The following is a 20,278-nucleotide window of genomic DNA, read 5'->3' as shown; positions in this document are numbered from 1 at the left end:
GACACATGTCGCAGGACATTGATTACGGGAACCTGATGCACACCGCCATGCGCGGGCTGATCAAAACGGTTCTGACCAGCGTTTCTGAAAACGGTCTTCCCGGAGCGCATCATTTCTTTATTACTTTCGACACGCGCCAGAACGGCGTTGAAATGGCCGATTGGCTGCGCGAGCGATATCCAGAAGAGATGACGATCGTCATCCAGCACTGGTTCGAAAATCTCGAAGTCGGAGACTCGGGTTTTGCAATTACGCTGAACTTCGGTGATGCGCCGGAACCGCTGTATATTCCGTATGTTGCGATCAAAACTTTCGTCGATCCCTCTGTCGAATTCGGACTGCGTTTTGAAAGCGCCGAAGATGAGGACGATGAGGTACCGATAGCAGAGGCGCCGATTGAAATCGAGGCCGAGCAGGACGAGCATCATGACGCTGATGTCGTGTCGCTAGACAGTTTCCGGAAGTAACCCTGTCGGGATTATTGTTTTTTCAGGAAGGTCTCGACCGAGCGGGACTTGATCCCGTTGCGAAACCGGGAAAAGGATAGATCAAGCCCACCCTCCGCCAGGGTGCGGTCGAACTGCTGCAGCTCGTATCCACCGTTTTCATCAATAAACAACGAAAACACGGTCAGGGTGTCGCCCATGATCCGGCCCCAGACGAATGGCTCGCCTTGCATCGGGTCCAACGGCACTTCGTGCCCGAAAACGTTTCGGCGCATCGCGGCCGAGAAAACATCAGACCGCTCAGAGCGGTTGAAGTCGATCGAGAAGGCCTGCTCTTTCACGCGCCCGTCATGCTTGTAGGTCGTCGTTTTCCAACTGACATTGAATCCGTTTTTGTTCTCTTGGATCGAAACGCTCATGTCCCTTGGGGTTTCGGTGCCATCCTGATCAACCATATTGGCCGAACCTACATAGTCACCGACAAAAGGCGTGATCTCAGCAGCATGCGATGGCAATGCGACGACCGAAAAAAACGCCACCCAACCTGCAACAAGGCCAATAAGTCTAAAGGAATGAACCGGAACTTGTAGGAGCACGTGCGCCTCCAAAATGATGATGATTTATTCTAGCTCACCTACCGGCGCGTACAATGGTCCGTTTCAAGTTTAACAGAAGAAAATGACACTCGGCACGATCTATACCTTTGCCCACCTTAAGTTTATGGTGCGCGCAACTGGCCGATTGCATGATGCTAAAGTTGTGCGTAAACGGCATGCAACGGCATACACGACGGAGTGACCGATGTCCCAGACCCGCACCGAATCCGACAGCTTTGGCCCGTTGGAGGTTCCCTCAGACAAGTATTGGGGCGCGCAGACGCAACGCTCGATCATGAATTTTCCCATCGGCTGGGAAAAACAGCCCGTCGCCATCGTGCGTGCGCTAGGGGTGATCAAGAAAGCCTGCGCCATGCAGAACAAGGCAACCGGCAAACTGGACGCAACGATTGCGGATGCGGTAATTCAGGCGGCTGGTGAGGTGTTTGAAGGGAAGTTCGACGACAACTTCCCGCTAGTAGTGTGGCAAACCGGCTCCGGCACCCAATCGAACATGAACTCGAACGAGGTGATTGCAAACCGCGCCATAGAGATTCTCGGCGGCGTGATCGGATCGAAGGACCCGGTGCATCCCAATGATCACTGCAATATGGGGCAATCGTCAAACGACACCTTCCCAACCGCCATGCATATCGCAACCGCGATGAGCGTTCGGGATGTCCTCTTGCCCGGCCTGGAAAAGCTGGCCAGTGGACTGGAACAGAAAGCGGATGAGTTCAAAGATATCATCAAGATCGGCCGTACCCATACGCAAGACGCGACCCCTCTGACGCTTGGCCAGGAATTTGGCGGCTATGCCCATCAAATCCGACAGGGAATCGCACGTGTAAACGCTGCAATGCCCGGCATTTATGAGTTGGCCCAAGGCGGTACAGCTGTAGGTACCGGTTTGAACACGCAGCACGGATGGGGCGAGGCTGTGGCAGCCAATATGGCAGAAATCACCGACCTGCCCTTTGTCACCGCGCCCAACAAGTTCGAGGCGCTGGCCGCGCATGATGCCATGGTATTCCTGTCTGGCGCCTTGGCGACAATTGCCGGTAGCTGCTACAAGATTGCCAATGATATCAGGCTTTTGGGGTCCGGCCCTCGTTCCGGCCTTGGTGAACTGATCCTGCCCGAGAATGAGCCCGGCTCGTCCATCATGCCCGGCAAAGTGAACCCAACACAGGCCGAAGCGCTGACCCAGGTGGCAGCGCATGTGATGGGCAATGACGCCGCGATCAAATTCGCAGGTAGTCAGGGTCATTTTGAACTGAACGTCTACAACCCGATGATGTCTTACAACTTGCTGCAATCCATCCAGTTGCTGGGCGATGCTGCGGACAGCTTTACGGAACGGATGCTGCTGGGCATTCAGGCCAACGAACCACGCATCGACAAGCTGATGAAGGAATCGCTGATGCTGGTGACAGCGCTGGCCCCCACCATTGGCTATGACAACGCCACTAAGGTTGCCAAAACGGCGCACAAGAATGGCACGACTTTGAAAGAAGAAGCCATCGCGCTGGGTTTCGTGGATGAGGCGACCTTTGACGCGGTTGTCCGCCCCGAACAGATGATTGGTCCAAAGGACTGATGGGCAAACCGGTCAATCTGAACCGGTACCGCAAGGAAAAAGCGCGGGCCAACAAAAAGGCCCGCGCTGACCAGAACGCCGTCGCTTTCGGGCGCAGTAAAGCTCAGAAAGAGGCGGACCGGCTGGATCGAGAAAAACAGACACGCGATCTGGACAATCACGAGTTAGATGAATGAGCGGGCGCCCTGTCAAACGCTCTGTGACCCTCAAAGGGCACCGAACCTCGGTCTCGCTTGAGGATGAATTTTGGTCCGCATTTCGGGATATTGCAAAGCAAAAACAAATGCCTATCAATGCGTTGGCTGCGCAGATTGATGTGGAGCGTGACCCTGATATCGGGTTAGCGTCGGCAATTCGGGTCTATGTGCTGAACTGGTACCGCAACCGTCCGTGAGCGATTGCTTTTTGGCCTGAGGCGCAGTAGCGTCAATGGAACAAAAAGGGTACATACATGTTGAAGACCGTACAAGGCCCGGACGGCCAACCCAGATGCGCCTGGTGTCAGGCCGCACCTGAGTTCTTTGCGTATCACGATGCTGAATGGGGATATCCAGTCGCGGATGATCAACGGTTATTCGAAAAGCTCTGCCTCGAAAGTTTTCAATCCGGCTTAAGCTGGCGCACAATCCTGTCCAAACGCGAAAATTTCCGTAAAGCGTTTAAACATTTCAATATCAAAGAGGTGGCGCAATTTGATGACGCGGATGTGGAACGGTTGTTGCAGGATGCAGGTATCATCCGGCATCGCGGCAAGATCGAGGCCGTGATCAACAACGCCCAACGGGCGCAGGAATTGATCGCGGCCGAGGGGTCGCTGGCAGCCTATGTGTGGCGGTATGAGACGACAATGCCCCCGGTTCCGCAAACGGCCTCAACCTCGGCCGAGTCCATTGCGATGTCGAAGGATTTGAAGAAACGGGGCTGGAAATTCGTGGGCCCCACCACGGTTTTTGCCTTCATGCAGGCGATGGGGCTTGTGAATGATCACGCGGAAGGGTGCGTGATTCGTGAAAAAGCGGCGCGTTTGCGCCGCGAATTCACAAAACCGGTTTAGGTCAGATCAGACCGAAGCCTGGAAGATCTTGTCGATATTGCCACCCAGCGCCGCGTTGAACTCGGCATCTGATTGCTGTTTCGACAAACCCTCGGTCAGCGCCCGCGAGAAAGATGCGATCATCTTGCCGTTCTCGGACAGCAGCGCACAGGCCTGATCAGTCGAATACCCACCCGAAAGCGCCACAACGCGCAGAACACGCGGGTGATCGGCCACAGCATCGTAAAGATTGGCGGTGCTGGGGATGGTCAGCTTCAGCATTACATCCTGCCCGTCCTCCAACTTATTGAGATTCTTCAGGATTTCCGCTTTCAGGATGTCCTCAGCCTCGGCCTTGGTGGAAGAGTTGATGTTTACCTCAGGCTCGACAATCGGCACCATACCAGCTGCAACAACCTCGCGTGCGACGTCGAACTGTTGGGCGACCACAGCGGCGATGCCCTCTGCATTCGCCTCATGGATGACAGAACGTTCCTTGGTGCCGAAAACACCGTCGGCCTTGGCCAACGTATCCGCCAAGCCAGGGATCGGCTTCATCATCTGTACGCCGTTCGCTTCATCCTCTAGCCCCTTGTCGATCTTGAGGAACGGCACGATCCCTTTTTGCGACCACAGGTAATCGGCAACTTTCCTGCCGTCGATCTCTTCGCCCAGGGTGCGTTCGAACAGGATGGCGCCGATCACTTTATCCTTAGTGAAGTCATCGGCCAGAATGATGCGCGCGCGCATCTTCTGGATTTCGCCGAACATCTCAGCATCCGAGCTGTAATCCGATGCCTCAACACCATAAAGCGCCAGCGCCTTGGGGGTCGAACCACCGCTTTGATCCAGAGCGGCGATAAACCCCGCCCCATTGGCCATTTGCGCGCGCTGTTCTGATTTGGACATAAGGTTTTCCCGTTCGAAATGATTCCGCTGTTTTCAACCGCATACAGCAACGTGATTGGTGATGGTAGTTTGTTAGCGCTCAACCACACGCAACCGAATGCCATCTTTTGAGCGAACGGTCAGATGAGCCACGGGAACCGGTGTTTGGCCTTCGACCAGTTCGAAGCGATAGCGGCGCAGCAGCGTAGACAGGATCAAAGGCCCTTCGACCATCGCGAACCCTGCCCCGCTACAGACCCGTGCGCCTGCCGAAAACGGAATAAACGCGGTGCGCTGGCAGGTTTTGCCATTCTCAGTGTGCCATCTGCCGGGGTCGAACCCGTCGGGATTGTCCCACAGGCGTTCATGACGATGCAGGTGCCAGGGGCTGATAACCATCTGAGCACCGGGTTGTATCTGCCGGTTCCGAAAGACTTCGGGGCATGTGGCCTGCCGCACCATCATCGGGACCGGCGGGTATAGGCGCAGGGTTTCGCGGAACACATCGCGGCTGATCTTCAAGCCAGCAACGGCGGTCATGCCGGGGGTGTCCAGCGCTGCGGCCTCTTCAGCCACCTTGTCCTGCCAGTCCGGATACAGTGCCAGTAGGTACAGGGCCCACGCTAATGCGGATGCGCTGGTCTCGTGGCCAGCCAGAAAGAAGATGGCCACCTGATCCACCATCTCGTCTGTGTCGAAACACTTGCCAGTCTGGGGGTCCGGGGTCGTCATGATCTTGGTCGCCAGATCGTTTGGCGCCATACCTTGGGCGATCAGCGCGGCGCGCGCTGAAACAAGATGTTCGATCAGCTCTCTGATTTCTCGGGCATTTTGTTTTGTTTGGCGTGAATGGAACCGAGGCATCCAGCTAGGCAGCGGTAGGAACGCGGCTAGGTTCAACAAGGGCTGTCTGCGTTGATAGGCGCGGAATTTAGTGAACACCTGCGCGGCAACTTCATGCTCGATGGGCACTGAAAACAGGGTCCGAAAGATCACATCCGCCGCCGCGTGGCTGGTGAATTTCTCACATTCGAGGATCTGGTTCAGGCTTTGCTGCAACCGATCGTTGGCGGCTTGCGCGGCATCCTGCATCGCCGGAAAGGTATCTTTCAGACGGCCGCCTTCAAAGGCAGGGTCAATGATCCGCCGCTGGCGTTTCCACGTGTCACCATTGGTCAGAAACACTGAATTGCCCAGCAAAGGGCGCAGGCCTTCGGCGATGCGGTTGGACTTGGGGAAGTCGTCGGGCCTCTTTTTCAATACAGTTTCAACCAGCTCTGGCTGGTTGATCATGTAGGATCGAAAGAAAACAGTCCGAAATTCAGCCATCCATGCCCGGTAGAGTCGTTGTGGCTGGGCCGACAAAAGATCCTGCCGAAACAGTTTGAGGTACCGCCAAAGCGAGACCTTGTCTGGCCGCGGGGTCGGCTTGGGCGGTTTCATCCAACCACCGAACGGTATTTCGACACAGGCGTATCAATGCGCGATTTGGAAGGTGCGCGATCCCCGAAACGTGCACCCAAGGTCAAAGGTCCAGCGGTCACACGGAAATAATCATAGGCGCCCACCCGGTCGAAAGCGCAAAGATACTGAAAATGCAGCCGAAAGAACCGCCAGCGCAACTTCCCCCACCGCTCTGGTGAAAGTGTCTGCGTAAAGGCGGCCGATAGCACCAAAGGCCACTTTTTCGTATCGGTTCCAACGCCTGTCACAGACACGGGATCACAAAGCGCAAAGGCGCATCCGTCGCCTGGGGCCGAGACATCGACCCACGTCACCCCCTCTTGCTGCGAGAGGAATTGCAGATCAGCGCGTAAGTCAGTCGCGTCCGGCAGAAAAGAGACCATCGGAACCACTTGACCAAGCGACAGAAAAGACAGTGTTGGACCGTCTCTGTCAGGGAGTGCAGACCGGATAAGCTCGGCCAGGACGGCGACACCAAGATGCGCGCCCGAACTGTGACCTACGACCAGAACTTCATCCACATCGTCCTTCAGCGCGGCGTCGACCAACGACGCGAATTCAGAAAGGCGTTGCTGCAACGCATTTGGTGTTCGCCCCCGTAGTGCAGCGGAATAGGCGTAGTCATGCATCAGGTAATAGGCGAACAGGTGGTTGTCGATTTTGCGGAACCATCGCAGCACGGCATAGCCCAATGCGGTGGCAAGAATGCAGGCCACCCAGCCCAGTATCGACGACAGAAGCGCCCATATTCCCAACGCGGCGCCGACGGCGACACCCAATTGGATCAGCAACATCGCAACCGGATAAATTGCGGCGATTACAGGCCCTTTGCGGAGCTTCATCAATCGCCACAAAGCCCCAGTCGAGATATAGACCCACGCAGTTCTGATCAGTTGCCCATAGGTTGCCGCTATCGAGTTCGACATGCTGTCGCGCACGATATCCGACCACACGAGCACCTGAAACTCGGCCTCTACCGCCGTCCCGTCCTGCACGGATCGCACGTGCCAACCATAAGGCCCATCGCCAGTTCTGGGCGATAGTGTGATTTCATACCCTGATAGGGCCGCCTGAGCCGCGCTTTCGGTCCGGTAAAGCTCTCGGTACCGGCGGGGATGAATGGGGTCATAGCCGGGAATATAGAACACCCGACGTCGTTTAACCTGCCTGTGATTGTCGTGACTGCGCATGCCCTTACCTTCTGCGGCGCAGGTTAGCGCAGCGTTACCGGCAAGGTAAGTGGGGTCCGGTTTTTACCCGAAATTTGCCAACGCAGGGAAGGTTTCCAGCAACCACCAGCTGAACTGAGTGAACAGGCCGGTGATCAGCATGATACCTACGAACAGCAGCAGGCCACCCATGACTTTCTCGATAGTCGCCATGTGCGGTTTGATCTTGTTCATCACAGTCATCGAGCGGTTCAGGAACATCGCTGCCAGCAGGAACGGAATACCAAGCCCGGCCGCATAAACGCCCAGCAACAAGGTTCCCCGTGCGACCGAAGCCTCAGACGCGGCCAGAGACAGAATCGCCCCCAGTTGCGGCCCGATGCAGGGCGTCCAGCCGAAGGCGAAGGCAAGGCCCAGAATATATGCCCCAAACACGGAACCACCCGAGTCGCCCGTTTCAATCCGCGCTTCCCGGTCCAGGAAAGGAATGCGGAACACGTTCAGAAAGTGCAGGCCGAACACGATAACAACCGCGCCCGACAGCTTTGCGAACAGCACTTGATTTTGCAGCACAAAGGCCCCGAAGGCCGATGCGGTAAAGCCCAGCAACAGGAAGACCGTCGACAGGCCAAGCACAAAGAACAACGCCGTTAGCGTTGCCTTGCGTCTGGCGGCGGCCTGATCCTGCATTTCGTTGATCGACACGCCGCTCATATAGGCCAAATAAGGCGGAACGATGGGCAAAACGCAAGGCGACAGAAAGCTGATCAGCCCGCCCAGCATCGCGATGAACATGGCAGGCAGCAGGCCCGCGTCTATGATATCAATTCCGAACATGTTTCAGCACATATGGTATGAAGCCGTGAACGTCACGGGGCCATTCGGTCACATCCTCGTGGTTGCACGCTGGACACCCAGCCAAGTTGGAAATATCTCAGGCCTATGTCAAACCCATCTGATACACTTGATGCGTTGGGGCTGCTATGCCCCCTACCCGTCCTCAAGGCACGTAAGCGCCTGAAATCTATGCCGGAAGGCGCATTATTGCGTGTCTTGGCCGACGATCCGGCAGCCGTTGTCGACGTTCCGCATTTTTGCGCGGAAAGCGGTCATCGCCTCGTTTCACAGGACGAGGCAAACGGGCATCAGATCTATATCATCCAGAAAATAGGCTAGAATTGTTTCAATACTGAACAAAAAAGGCGGGCCATTGGCCCGCCCTTTGGTCACTGTCCCAATGACCACCACCCACGCCTTTTCGGCTTAGCGGGCTTTTCAGGTTCGTCCGACACAACCTCAAGAACCGGTTCTTCGACCACAGGCTCTTGCGGAGCTTCAGCGACGGGTTCCGCTGCAGGTTCTTCCCTGGCTTCGGCAACGGGTTCAGCGGTTGGCTCGGCGCTAAGCTCTTCAACAGGTTCTGCTGCAGCCCCTTCTTCGGAAACTTCTTCGGCTTCGGGTTCTGCCACAGGTCCATCCGCTGCGACTGCAGGCTCCGCTTCTTGGGAATCCTCTGACGCCTCGGCCGCAGGTTCTTCGGCAGCTTCGACACGCGGTTCTTCAACCGCTGCCGCTTCAAGGGGTTCCGAAGGTGTCTCGGCCTCATCAGACGCCTCGGCGCTGACTTCATCTTCAACCGGTGTTTCTTCTTTCTTTTTGCGACGCGGTGCGCGGCGGCGCTTTGGTTTGACCTCTGCTTCCTCGTCGCTTTTCTCGGCCGCATCCGTTTCGGCAGGCGCATCTTCCGCAGAGGGTTCGTCCTGGCTTTCAGCCTCGTCCACCGTCCCTTCGGCCTGATCGCCATTCCCATTGCCTTTCTTGCGACGCCGACGACGACGTTTGCGTTTGGGTTTGATCTCTTCGTCGGTCACAGGCGTTTCTTCCTCGACCTTTTCCTCTTCATCTGCATCCACGAGATCCATTAGGGACGCGTCCACCGACACAACAGGCGCGGAGGCTTCGGGCACAATTCGGCTGGCAGTCTTGAACTTCTCCATCGAGAAATCGGGGCTGACCAGATGAATATCGCCTTCGATCCGAACTGACAGGCCATAGCGTGCCTCGATCTGCGCGATATGCTCGCGCTTCTGGTTCATCAGGAAGTTCGCAATGCTGACAGGGCAGCGTACCAACACCTCGCGCGAACGACGACGCGTGCCCTCTTCTTCGATCTGGCGCAGAATGGTCAGCGCCATATTATCATCCGAGCGGATCAGCCCAGTGCCATGGCACGACGGACAAGGCTGTGTCGTCGCCTCAAGCATACCGGGGCGCAGGCGCTGACGGCTCATCTCAAGCAGTCCAAAGCCGGAAATCCGACCCACCTGAATGCGGGCACGGTCGGTTTTCAACTTGTCCTTCAGGCGCTTTTCGACAGCCGAGTTGTTCTTACGCTCGTCCATATCGATAAAGTCGATGACGATCAGACCGGCCAGATCGCGCAGGCGCAGCTGGCGCGCGACTTCCTCGGCCGCCTCAAGGTTGGTCTTGAGCGCGGTTTCCTCGATCGAGCCTTCCTTGGTCGCCCGCCCCGAGTTCACGTCGATCGCCACAAGCGCCTCAGTCACGCCGATCACGATATAGCCGCCGGATTTCAGCTGTACGGTAGGGTTGAACATCCCAGCCAGATAGCTTTCCACCTGATAACGCGCAAACAGAGGCAACGAATCCTCATACCGCTTCACGTTCTTGGCGTGTGACGGCATGATCATTTTCATGAAGTCCTTGGCGATGCGATAGCCGCCCTCGCCTTCGACCAGAACCTCGTCGATCTCGCGATTGTAAAGGTCGCGGATCGACCGTTTGATGAGGTCGCCTTCCTCATAGATCTTAGCTGGCGCGATGGATTTCAGCGTCAGTTCGCGGATCTGTTCCCACATGCGCTGCAGGTATTCGTAGTCGCGCTTGATCTCGGACTTGGTACGCTTGGCGCCAGCGGTCCGAATGATCAGACCTGCGCCCGTGGGAACGTCAATCTCGGCAGCGATTTCCTTCAGCTTCTTACGATCCGGAGCGTTGGTGATCTTGCGACTGATCCCACCGCCACGCGCGGTATTCGGCATCAACACGCAATAACGCCCTGCAAGCGAGAGATAGGTGGTCAGTGCGGCACCTTTATTGCCCCGTTCTTCCTTGACGACCTGCACCAGCAGAACCTGGCGGACCTTGATGACCTCTTGAATCTTGTACCGACGCGGGCGCGGTTTGCGCGGAGGACGAATGTCTTCGCTGTCATCCTCATCCGCCACTGATTCAATCGTGTCATCCTTGGCCGTCGCGTCTGCACGCGCCTCGCCCTCGTCCTCAGTTTTTCCTTCTGCCTCTTCGGTCTCCGCAGCTTCTTCTGCCACCGCGTCATCCGTAATAGCAGCATCAGGCTCAGATTCCTCTGCGAGCTCTGGCTCCACCGATACATCCGGCTGGTCATCTTCCGATGCAACCTCAGTATCCGCTTCTTCAGTCTCAGCCGGAGTATCCTCGGAAGCCGCATCCTCTTCGGGTTCCTCAACCGGCGTTTCCGCAACGCGATCGACCGGAGACGAACCTTCGGGAACGGCCATATCGGCGTTCTCATCCCCGTCATCCAGGTCAATGGTTTCCATGCCCGACGGTTCCGACGACACCTCCAGCGTTTCCACTGCATCATCGGTTTTCACATCCGCTGCCTTGCTCCGCGACCGCGACCGGCGCTTCTTGGGCTTCGCTTCCTCAGCCTCGTCGCGCGCTTTCATCGCCTCGGCATAGGCGCGCTCTTCCTCCATCAGCGCCTCGCGGTCGGCGACGGGGATCTGGTAATAGTCCGGATGAATCTCGGAAAACGCAAGGAACCCATGCCGGTTCCCGCCATAGTCCACAAAAGCCGCCTGCAGCGACGGCTCGACCCGTGTTACTTTTGCAAGATAGATGTTACCAGCGAGCTGGCGTTTGTTTTCAGATTCAAAATCGAATTCCTCGACCTTGTTTCCATCGACCACCACAACCCGAGTTTCCTCGGCGTGGGTGGCATCGATAAGCATTTTCTTAGCCATTTGTCCTTGGTGCACCGCGCCAAACGCGTTGTCCTGACCCGTCCAGGCGGACAGGCACTTTTGGGGAGGTGTCTTGTACGGGCGATTTCGGACGGCGCGCGGCAGGGTCTGGCGCTGTGGCCCCCTGCCCGTATAGTCAATCGTTGCGCGCGCGTCATCGCGGTTCTTCTCCGACAGACGCGCCTTGACGCTGTCTGCCCATTATATTCCTTTCACCCGCATCCACGGGTTCAGGCGTTCAACTGCCCCTTGATCGGGGCACAATCGGCCTGCTCAGCCTGTGTGGGAAGATGTCACCACCTGCGACCTCGCAGCGAAACTCAAAGATTCGGGACTTCAGGGCACAAAAATGGCCCGGCCCGTTCGGGTACAATAAAAGCAGTCCTGTGGAAAAGACAATGGGCAAACTGCATGCCGCCTCAATCCAGCACGCTCCCAAACCTTCTTCTGTTTAAAAAATACCTCGGGGGTGAATTGAGCCACAGGCTCAAGAGGGGGCTGGCCCCCTCCCAACCGTCACAAATAGTCCGAGCGTTGCAACCCGTATTTCGCCATCTTTTCGTTCAACGTCCGACGCGGCAGACACAGCTCATCCATCACCGAAGCGATCGAGCCTTTGTGCCGGCGCATGGTATTGTCGATTAGCATCCGCTCGAACGCCTCAACATATTCTTTCAGCGGCTTGCCCTCTGTGGTCATAACCGGTTGCATCTCTTCATGATCCGACATCAACAACGATGCGATCGTTCCAGACCCGCGCCGTGATTGCAGAACCGCACGTTCCGCAATGTTAATAAGCTGCCGCACATTACCCGGCCACGGTGCCTGCAACAGCTGCGCGGCCTCCTGCGCACTGACCTGCGGTGCATCACAGCCATATTCCTCGGCAAATTGCTCGCTAAGGCGCGTGAATAGCGTCAGGATATCTTCGCCGCGCTGGCGCAGCGGCGGCATGGTGATGCGCAGCGCAGCCAACCGATAGAACAAGTCCGGTCGCAGAACATCTTCCGAGGTCTTTCCCGCTTCCTGCAAATTCGAAATTGCGATAATGCGGGTCTCGGCAGGTGTGCCCTGATCATTCATCACGCTCAGCAATCGCGCCTGCAACGTGTCGCTCAACGCTTCGACATCTTCCAGCACCAGCGTGCCGCCACGCGCCTCTTCAATGGCAGGCAATTGCGCATCCTCGGGCATCATAGGCCCGAACAACCGTTTGGACAGCGCCTCTTCCTCCAAGGCTGCGCATGAGATCAGGACGAATTTCTTACCTGCCCGACTGCCTACGGCGTGCAGAGCGTGCGCCACCAATGTCTTGCCAGTTCCGGTTTCACCGTCGATCAGAACATGCCCATCGGCCTGTCCCAGATCCAGAATATCTTCTCGCAGGCGCTCCATGACCGGACTGGCCCCGATCAGTTTGCTCATGATCTGGGTGCCATCGGACAACTCACGCCGCAAAGCCCGGTTGTCGAGCGTCAGACGACGGGCGTTGCTGGCGCGTTTGGCCAGTTCGGACATCCGGTCGGGGTTGAAGGGCTTTTCCAGAAAGTCGAACGCGCCCACGCGCATCGCCTCAACCGCCATAGGCACGTCCCCATGCCCGGTGATCATGATGACCGGCAGTGTACTGTCCGCGCCCATGAGTTTCTTCAGCAACTGAATGCCGTCCATACCGGGCATCTTGATGTCCGAGATCACGATGCCGGGGTAGTCCGGCCCTAATACCTTGAGCGCATCCTCGGCGCTGGCAAAGGTTTCGGTGTCATATCCCGACAGTGCCAGCCATTGACTGATCGACTGGCGCATATCCTGTTCGTCGTCCACAATGGCGATCTTCATGGCTTGTGCCATTTTCTTACCCCGTTATTCCGCGGCCTCTAGGCCATCGCTTCCAAGTATTGGCAACTGCATCTCGAACACCGCGCCCCCGTTGGGACTATTGCGGGCGGTCAGCCGTCCTCCATGGTCGTTCACGATCCCAGAGGAGATGGCAAGCCCCAGCCCAACCCCGTCGCCCGGCTGCTTGGTTGTATAGAACGGTTCGAACAGGTTCTCGATATCTTCGATACCATGCCCATTGTCGCGCACCGTCAACACCGCCATATCGCCTGCTGCCAAAATGATTTCAACGTCGGGCTCAGATACTGACTTGGTGGCGTCCAGCGCGTTGCGCAAGAGGTTTACCATAACCTGCTCGATCCGCATCCGGTCGCCCATGGCCAATACCGGTTCTTCGGGCAGAATCTGAGTGATCTTAACATGGCGTTGCCGCAACTGCGGTTCCATCATTGACAAGGCCGAGGCCAGCGCTTCGCCAAGATTTACAGGGGAAAATGCGTCCGCCCCCTTTCTTGCGTAAGACTTGAGCTGGCGGGTGATCGCCCCCATCCGCTCAATCAGCCCGTCTATGCGACCAAAGCTGGCCAATGCCTCTTCGGGACGGTTGCGGCGCAGCAAAAGGCGTGCCCCGGCCAGATAGGTTTTCATTGCAGCCAGAGGTTGATTAAGCTCATGACTGACGGCTGCCGACATCTCACCCAACGCCGCAAGTTTCGAGCTTTGTGCCAGCGTCTGCTCAGCCACTTCCAGCGTCTTTTCTACCCGTTCACGTTCAGCAATTTCCCGCTGCAAGCGGGCGTTCAATGCGCGAAGCTCTGCCGACTCGCGCTGAAACAGCGTCATGCGGAACGTGGCCCGGCGGCTGAGCGCATAGAAGGCCAGCGCCAGAAGAATCGCAAAGCCCATGATCTCCAACGCGATGACACTGTTCACTTTTTCGCGGATAGAGGAATAGGTCGTGAATGATGTCATCTTCCATCCACGAAACGGAATGCGGGTTTCCATGCGCATCACGGCCTCGCCCTGCACATAGGCGTCGGCAGGCAGGGCTGTCCAATCGGCCGTCGCGCGTATGGCGCGTTCGATGGCAGAATCCGGCGATTGGCGTTGAATGGCAGTGTTTTCGTCCAGCCCTCGCCATTTGGGTTCTGTGGAAAGGATCACGGTCCCGGTGCTGTCCGCCACCATAACGGCATCCGAGATTCCGGCCCAAGCGCGTTCGAACTTTTGCAGATCGACTTCGACCACGATGACACCGAGGACTTCGGCATTTGCCTCAATCCGACGCGAATAAACAAAGCTGTATCCACCAGACTCCGTCTGGATCACGGTAAAGATCGTCGCGTTGGAGCGAACCGCATCAATGAAATAAGGCGAGTTTCTGTGCCCTTCGCCAAGACGGTTCCTGTCCGTCGCCGCCCGTGTCAGACCATCGCCGTCCAACAGCATCAGAGAGGCCGCGCCTATTTCCTCGACAAATGAAATCAAGCGTTGGCTGGAAAGCGTATAATCACTGGACTGCAAGGCCGAGATCAGGCTGGGATCGCGCGCCAAAAGCTGCGGAACAATAGCATTGCGGCGTAGTTCGCTCAGCAAATTTCCGGAGTACAAAGCCAGCCGCAGTTCAGCGCGGTTGCGCGTGGATTCGGTAAAGCGGTCGATCAGCAACCGGTTCGTGACCCAAATCGTCGCCACGGTTGCCAGAAGAAGAACCGTGACCGCAACGCGCAATCGCCACCCCAAAGGGGCGCCTTGAAACGGGGTCTTGAAAGAAGACCAGCCTGAACGATTGTCGGAACTCATGCCCCGGAAACTACGCGGGCTGAATCGGTTCCTCAAGTCACGCCGGAGCAAGAACGCCTGATAATGCGCGGAACAATGCCGTTCCGTCCGTGCCGCCATGGCCCTGATCCGCCGCCCGTTCAGGGTGCGGCATCATCCCGAGAACCCTGCGGTTTTCCGAGAGGATGCCTGCGATGTCCCCGACCGAGCCATTCGGATTCTCGGTATAGGTGAATGCGATGCGATCTTGATCACGAAGCGTGGACAATGTTGCGTCGTCAGCAAAATAGTTTCCATCATGATGGGCAATCGGCACGCCGATCTCGTCACCTGCGTTGTAGCCCTGCGTAAAGGCGCTGTCGCTGGTTTGAACTTTCAGGCCGACGGTCTTGCAGATGTACTTCAGGCCCGCATTGCGCAGCAGCGCCCCCGGCAAGATCCCGGTTTCGGTCAGGATCTGAAAGCCGTTGCAAATACCCACGGCATAGCCACCACGGTCAGTATGGTCGACAACCGCCTTACAGATGGGAGACTGCGCGGCAATCGCACCGCAACGCAGGTAGTCACCGTACGAGAACCCGCCGGGCACGCCCACGATATCCACGCCCTCGGGCAGAGCGGCATCCTTGTGCCAAACCATGTCGACCTGAAAACCGGCCTGTTCAAAGGCCACGGCCAGGTCCCGGTCACAGTTGGAGCCGGGAAATACGATGACTGCTGCGCGCATGGCGGGGCCTCCTAATGCGTGAAATCGGTGACAACGGCAACGCCGGGCGGCGTCGGGTGGTCAAAGGCGGCAAGTTCTTCACTTACCTGGGACAAAGAAATATGCCGCGTCACCAGTGGGCTCAGGTCAACACTGCCCCCTGCGATCAACGACAAAAGCGAGGGGTAGCGCCAGCTGGGCATACCGCGGGTTCCGAATACGGCAAGCTGACCGGAATAAAGCGCATCCATCGGCAAGGTCATGTTGCTATGCGGTCCGGCGGGCATTCCTATTTGCACCATGCGACCCAGCTTACGCAGGGATTTCATGGCGGCGATTGTAGTAGTTTCGATCCCAAGAGCCTCGATCGCGACATGGGCACCACCGCAGGTGATATCCTTAATAGCCTCTGGCGCATTGCTGGTCGCCGCGTTGACCACCACATCTGCACCCAGAGTTTTGGCGTAGTTCAACTTGTCGTCGGCGATATCCACAACGATCACGCGCGCACCCAGCGCCTTGCCCAGCAACAGGGTCGATATCCCTACTCCACCGCCGCCGAAAACCGCTAGCCACTCACCGCCTTGCAACTGCGCACGCCCCACCAGGGCCTGCCAGGCCGTCGTGACACGACAGCCCAAGGCAGCAGCAATTTCAGGAGGCATTGTGTCAGGCAACACCGAAAGATTGGCATCTGCATGCGCCACCGAGACATATTCAGCAAATGCGCCATCGCAGGTAAAGCCAGGCACCACCTGATCGGCGCAGATTGTCTGATGGCCTTGCGCGCAATCCGGACAATGGCCGCAAGCCAGAATGAAGGGCGCGATCACCCGATCCCCTGCCTTCCAACGGCTGACACGCGCGCCAACCGCAACCACCTCGCCACAGAATTCGTGTCCGGGAATCATGGGAAGGACAACATCGGGGTCCGCACCGGACCATGCGTGCCAGTCGGAACGGCACACGCCGCAGGCCAGCACGCGCAGAACCACACCGTCCTCTCCCGGTTCCGGATCGGAAACCGAGGCCAGCTCGAGCGGCTGGCGATAGGTGATTAGACGCGCCGCCCGCATCCGCTTAGACCAGTTCGATCTCGTAGCGTTCGATGACCGTGTTTGCCAACAGTTTTTCGCACATCTGGGTCACGTCGGCTTCGGTCGCGCCGTCGGCCAGCTCAAGGTCGATCACCTTGCCCTGACGCACGCCTTCGACCTGATCAAAGCCCATGGCACCCAATGCGTGGCGCACGGCCTCGCCCTGCGGGTCGAGAACCCCATTCTTGAGCATCACATGCACACGTGCTTTCATTCCTGCAACTCCAGCTAAGGGCCAAAAGTCGCGGCCCGTTCCGTTGCGCGGGGGATAGCGCGCCTTTTGCCATTCGACAACCCTTGTCCGCACGCAGTTTGCCGCAGGAACCGGCGCAAAAGCAAAAACGCCGCGCAAGGGCACGGCGTTTCCAGTATTCCACGCAAGCGAGGCAGATCAGTTGATCAGCGTAGGCTTGGTCACATTGCTTTTGGGCAGAACGCCCAGACGGCGCGCGACCTCGGAATAGGCATCCGTCAGGCTGCCCAGATCGCGACGGAATACGTCCTTGTCCAGCTTCTGACCGCTTTCGATGTCCCACAGACGGCAACTGTCGGGGCTGATCTCATCGGCGATAATCAGGCGCTGGAAATCGCCTTCGTACACGCGCCCGATTTCGATCTTGAAATCGACCAGACGAATACCCACCGCCAGCATCATGCCGCTGAGGAAATCATTCACCCGCAGCGCAAGGCTGAGAATATCATCCATGTCCTGCTGGCTGGCCCAGCCAAAGGCGGCGATATGTTCCTCGGTCACCAGTGGATCACCCAGAGCGTCATCCTTGTAGCAATACTCTACGATCGGACGCGGCAATTGCGTGCCTTCGGCAATGCCCAGACGTTTGGACATCGACCCGGCGGCATAGTTGCGCACGATCACTTCCAACGGCACAATCTCGCAGCTACGCACCAGTTGTTCACGCATGTTCAGGCGGCGGATGAAGTGCGTCGGAACGCCAATCTGGTTCAGACCGGTCATGAAAAACTCGCTCAGGCGGTTGTTCAGAACGCCCTTGCCGTCGATCACGTCTTTTTTTTCCGCGTTGAAGGCAGTGGCATCATCCTTGAAGTACTGAACGATCGTACCCGGCTCGGGGCCTTCATACAGAATTTTTGCCTTGCCTTCGTAGATTTTCTTGCGACGCGCCATAAGCGACCCTTCCAGACTGACGAGCGGGAATATTCCCGCTTCTTGGCGCTCTCATAGTCCAACCCCCCTTTTCCCGCAAGCGCAGTAAACCGAGAGGCTTTGACGCAGCGCAAATCCCTTGCGTCCGGGCGCGGCTATCGTCATATCATCAATCAAGAAGATATAACCGAAGAGGTCCCCAACCCATGACCACGTTTGACGAACGCGAAAACGCATTTGAAGCCAAATTCGCCCATGATGAGGAAATGCAGTTCAAGGCGCAGGCGCGTTGCAACAAGCTGCTGGGCCTGTGGGCCGCGGAAAAGCTGGGCAAGTCCGGTGCCGACGCCGAGGAATACGCCAAAACTGTTGTGATCGCCGATTTCGAGGAGGCCGGACACGAAGATGTCGTGCGCAAGGTCTCTGGCGATCTGGGCTCGCTGTCGTCGGATGACGAAATTCGTGCCAAGATGGCCGAACTGCTGCCCCAAGCCAAGGCGCAGGTTCTCAGCGAAACCGACTGAGGGAATTCGCCCCGCCTCATGATCTTCATGAGATTTATGAATTTGCTTTGAAGTCCCGGTCATGAGACACGGGACTTCTTAGTTTTATCGGCTTCGCCGACTTTTTGGGATAGCCCAATGACAAACGCACTGACGAAACTTCTGGAAACCAAAGATGCGATTCTGGCCGATGGGGCCACCGGAACAAACCTGTTCAACATGGGCTTGCAATCCGGTGACGCGCCTGAGCTGTGGAATTTAGACGCGCCTGACAAGATCAAGGCTTTGTATCAGGGCTCGGTCGATGCGGGCAGCGATCTGTTCCTGACCAACACCTTTGGCGGTACATCCGCCCGTTTGAAACTCCACGACGCGCAGAACCGCGTGGCTGAGTTGAACCGCATCGGGGCCGAGCTGGGCCGTGAGGTGGCCGATAAGGCCGGCCGCACCGTGATCGTCGCGGGCTCGGTCGGGCCGACCGGAGAGATTATGGAGCCCGTGGGCAGTCTTTCTCATGAAGGTGCCGTCGAGATGTTCCACGAGCAGGCCGAAGCGTTGAAAGCAGGCGGTGCCGATGTGCTGTGGCTTGAAACCATCAGCGCACCTGAGGAATTCCGCGCTGCCGCCGAAGCCTTTGCGCTGGCCGACATGCCCTGGTGCGGGACTATGAGCTTCGACACCGCAGGGCGCACCATGATGGGTGTGACTTCGGCCGACCTGGCGCAACTGGTTGAAACGCTACCGAACCCGCCCGTGGCCTTTGGCGCTAATTGCGGCACCGGAGCATCGGACATTTTGCGTACAGTTCTGGGCTTTGCGGCACAGGGCACCGAACGTCCTGTGATCTCGAAAGGCAATGCGGGTATCCCCAAATATGTGAACGGCCATATCCACTATGACGGCACGCCCGAGTTGATGGGCCTGTATGCGGCCATGGCCCGCGATGCCGGCGCAACAATCATCGGTGGCTGCTGCGGCACGATGCCCGATCACCTGCGCAAGATGCGCGAAGCGCTGGACAGCGCGCCGCGTGGTGTGCGCCCTACTCTGGATCAGATCACGGATGCGCTGGGGCCGTTCTCATCGGCCTCGGACGGCACGGGTGAGGATGCCGTGCCCGAGCGACGGACACGCCGCCGCCGCCGCGCCTGACGATTAGCGCCCCTCGAATTTCGGGGGGCGTTTTTCCATGAAGGCCACGACACCTTCGGCAAAATCACGCGAACGTCCGCATTCGCCCTGCAAATGGGCCTCGAACGTCAGTTGTTCGTCCAGCGTTTTTTCGTAAGTACCACGGATCGCTTTCTTGATCGCGCTGAACCCTGCGGTCGGACCATTTGCCAGATAAGTCGCCCGTTTGCGCCAATGTGCGTCGAATTCCGCGTCTGGGACGGCCTCCCAAATCATGCCCCACTCATCTGCTTGCCGGGCGCTGATCTTGTCAGCGAAAAGTGCGGCGCCCATCGCCTTGGCAAACCCCATCTGGCGCGGCGTGAACCAAGTGCCGCCCGCATCCGGCAACAGCCCGATCCGCGCGAAGGCTTGCAGGAAATAGGCGCTTTCCGTGGCAATCACTACATCGGCACATAGCGCCATATTGCACCCTGCCCCCGCCGCTGGACCGTTCACCGCGGCGATGGTCGGCACGGGGCAGTTGTAGATCGTTTCCAGCATCGGTTCGTATTCGTCGCGCAAGGTCCGCTCAAGGTCGATCTTGCCGGTGCTGGACGCATCCCCCAGATCCTGCCCGGAACAAAACGCTGCACCAGCGCCGGTCAGAACCACCGCACGCGCATTCGCGGCCGCCTGTTTCATCGCATAGGCGACCTCGGCCCGCATCTGCGCTGTCATCGCGTTCATCTTGTCGGGCCGGTTCAATGTCAGCACCGCCAGATTGTCCGAGATGTCGAGCAACACGGTTTCGTAATTCATCAGGATCCCCCCAAACAACAGTCTTGGGCAAACCCTGACGCAATTACATCACAAGGGAAAGACCGACCA

The 20,278-nt window shown here is 57.6% G+C and carries 21 protein-coding genes; 8 read left to right on the top strand and 13 right to left on the bottom strand.

What is annotated here, in order from left to right:
* Positions 1-5: 5 nt before the first annotated feature.
* Positions 6-467 carry an SspB family protein gene (locus ACR3E7_RS04810; RefSeq protein WP_480504360.1) on the top strand — a complete coding sequence of 154 codons (462 nt, stop codon included), beginning with the start codon at positions 6-8 and terminating at the stop codon, positions 465-467.
* An 11-nt stretch (positions 468-478) separates the two neighbouring features.
* On the opposite strand, the gene ACR3E7_RS04805 is transcribed toward ACR3E7_RS04810, so the two are convergent.
* Complete coding sequence (locus tag ACR3E7_RS04805; protein WP_480504361.1) at positions 479-1,042, bottom strand: hypothetical protein; 564 nt, start codon at positions 1,040-1,042, stop codon at positions 479-481.
* 205 nt (positions 1,043-1,247) lie between these two features.
* Between ACR3E7_RS04805 and fumC the strand changes: the two genes are divergently transcribed.
* Genes fumC through ACR3E7_RS04785 form a run of 4 tightly spaced genes read left to right on the top strand, consistent with a single transcriptional unit; the run spans position 1,248 to position 3,696 of the window.
* Positions 1,248-2,642 carry a class II fumarate hydratase gene (gene fumC, locus ACR3E7_RS04800; RefSeq protein ID WP_170791004.1) on the top strand — a complete coding sequence of 465 codons (1,395 nt, stop codon included), beginning with the start codon at positions 1,248-1,250 and terminating at the stop codon, positions 2,640-2,642.
* Positions 2,642-2,818, top strand: a complete 177-nt coding sequence (locus ACR3E7_RS04795) for a DUF4169 family protein (protein ID WP_170769686.1) — start codon at positions 2,642-2,644, stop codon at positions 2,816-2,818. The genes fumC and ACR3E7_RS04795 overlap by 1 nt, the downstream gene beginning before the upstream one ends.
* Positions 2,815-3,036 carry a ribbon-helix-helix domain-containing protein gene (locus tag ACR3E7_RS04790; RefSeq protein ID WP_170769685.1) on the top strand — a complete coding sequence of 74 codons (222 nt, stop codon included), beginning with the start codon at positions 2,815-2,817 and terminating at the stop codon, positions 3,034-3,036. Before ACR3E7_RS04795 ends, ACR3E7_RS04790 begins: the two co-directional genes overlap by 4 nt.
* Before the next feature lie 57 nt (positions 3,037-3,093).
* Complete coding sequence (locus ACR3E7_RS04785; RefSeq protein WP_480504362.1) at positions 3,094-3,696, top strand: DNA-3-methyladenine glycosylase I; 603 nt, start codon at positions 3,094-3,096, stop codon at positions 3,694-3,696.
* Positions 3,697-3,702: 6 nt separating this feature from the next.
* On the opposite strand, the gene ACR3E7_RS04780 is transcribed toward ACR3E7_RS04785, so the two are convergent.
* From ACR3E7_RS04780 to ACR3E7_RS04765, 4 genes are all read right to left on the bottom strand, one after another.
* Positions 3,703-4,584: a fructose bisphosphate aldolase gene (locus tag ACR3E7_RS04780; protein WP_480504363.1), complete on the bottom strand. Its 882-nt coding sequence runs from the start codon at positions 4,582-4,584 to the stop codon at positions 3,703-3,705.
* A gap of 72 nt (positions 4,585-4,656) precedes the next feature.
* Positions 4,657-6,006, bottom strand: a complete 1,350-nt coding sequence (locus ACR3E7_RS04775) for a cytochrome P450 (protein WP_480504364.1) — start codon at positions 6,004-6,006, stop codon at positions 4,657-4,659.
* Entirely contained in the window at positions 6,003-7,217 is a 1,215-nt protein-coding gene (locus ACR3E7_RS04770) for a hypothetical protein (RefSeq protein ID WP_480504365.1), read from the bottom strand. Before ACR3E7_RS04770 ends, ACR3E7_RS04775 begins: the two co-directional genes overlap by 4 nt.
* Positions 7,218-7,280: 63 nt before the next feature.
* Positions 7,281-8,033, bottom strand: a complete 753-nt coding sequence (locus ACR3E7_RS04765; RefSeq protein WP_170769680.1) for a cytochrome c biogenesis CcdA family protein — start codon at positions 8,031-8,033, stop codon at positions 7,281-7,283.
* 105 nt (positions 8,034-8,138) lie between these two features.
* On the opposite strand from ACR3E7_RS04765, the gene ACR3E7_RS04760 reads away from it, so the two are divergent.
* Positions 8,139-8,372: a sulfurtransferase TusA family protein gene (locus tag ACR3E7_RS04760; RefSeq protein WP_480504366.1), complete on the top strand. Its 234-nt coding sequence runs from the start codon at positions 8,139-8,141 to the stop codon at positions 8,370-8,372.
* A gap of 50 nt (positions 8,373-8,422) precedes the next feature.
* Here ACR3E7_RS04760 and ACR3E7_RS04755 read toward each other — a convergent pair whose 3' ends face one another.
* The 7 genes from ACR3E7_RS04755 to purC form a co-directional block, all read right to left on the bottom strand.
* Positions 8,423-11,224, bottom strand: coding sequence for an Rne/Rng family ribonuclease (locus tag ACR3E7_RS04755; RefSeq protein ID WP_480504367.1), 2,802 nt, complete (start codon positions 11,222-11,224; stop codon positions 8,423-8,425).
* A gap of 516 nt (positions 11,225-11,740) precedes the next feature.
* Positions 11,741-13,075 (bottom strand): sigma-54-dependent transcriptional regulator, encoded by a 1,335-nt coding sequence (locus ACR3E7_RS04750; protein ID WP_170769677.1) that lies wholly within the window; start codon positions 13,073-13,075, stop codon positions 11,741-11,743.
* 12 nt (positions 13,076-13,087) lie between these two features.
* A complete protein-coding gene (locus ACR3E7_RS04745; protein WP_170791023.1) occupies positions 13,088-14,866 on the bottom strand; it encodes a sensor histidine kinase in 1,779 nt (592 codons plus the stop codon).
* A gap of 37 nt (positions 14,867-14,903) precedes the next feature.
* Positions 14,904-15,572, bottom strand: coding sequence for a phosphoribosylformylglycinamidine synthase subunit PurQ (gene purQ / locus ACR3E7_RS04740; protein ID WP_170791025.1), 669 nt, complete (start codon positions 15,570-15,572; stop codon positions 14,904-14,906).
* Between the two features lie 11 nt (positions 15,573-15,583).
* A complete protein-coding gene (locus tag ACR3E7_RS04735) occupies positions 15,584-16,627 on the bottom strand; it encodes a zinc-dependent alcohol dehydrogenase family protein (protein WP_480504368.1) in 1,044 nt (347 codons plus the stop codon).
* Positions 16,628-16,631: 4 nt separating this feature from the next.
* Positions 16,632-16,862: a phosphoribosylformylglycinamidine synthase subunit PurS gene (purS, locus tag ACR3E7_RS04730; RefSeq protein WP_170769673.1), complete on the bottom strand. Its 231-nt coding sequence runs from the start codon at positions 16,860-16,862 to the stop codon at positions 16,632-16,634.
* 177 nt (positions 16,863-17,039) lie between these two features.
* Complete coding sequence (purC, locus tag ACR3E7_RS04725) at positions 17,040-17,795, bottom strand: phosphoribosylaminoimidazolesuccinocarboxamide synthase (protein WP_170769672.1); 756 nt, start codon at positions 17,793-17,795, stop codon at positions 17,040-17,042.
* A 185-nt stretch (positions 17,796-17,980) separates the two neighbouring features.
* Here purC and ACR3E7_RS04720 point away from each other — a divergent pair, with 185 nt between their 5' ends.
* The gene (locus ACR3E7_RS04720) at positions 17,981-18,298 is read left to right on the top strand and encodes a DUF1476 domain-containing protein (RefSeq protein WP_170769671.1); all 318 of its coding nucleotides are present in this window, start codon (positions 17,981-17,983) and stop codon (positions 18,296-18,298) included.
* Between the two features lie 117 nt (positions 18,299-18,415).
* On the top strand, positions 18,416-19,429 hold the full coding sequence (gene bmt / locus ACR3E7_RS04715) for a betaine--homocysteine S-methyltransferase (protein ID WP_480504369.1): 1,014 nt from the start codon (positions 18,416-18,418) through the stop codon (positions 19,427-19,429).
* A gap of 3 nt (positions 19,430-19,432) precedes the next feature.
* Here the strand turns inward: bmt and ACR3E7_RS04710 are convergent, their stop codons facing one another.
* Positions 19,433-20,209 (bottom strand): enoyl-CoA hydratase-related protein, encoded by a 777-nt coding sequence (locus ACR3E7_RS04710; RefSeq protein ID WP_480504370.1) that lies wholly within the window; start codon positions 20,207-20,209, stop codon positions 19,433-19,435.
* Positions 20,210-20,278 lie beyond the last annotated feature (69 nt).

The organism is Ruegeria sp. BK1 (genome assembly GCF_056535645.1).
Note: the sequence above shows the minus strand (reverse complement) of the source record. Positions and strands in the feature narration are given on the sequence as shown.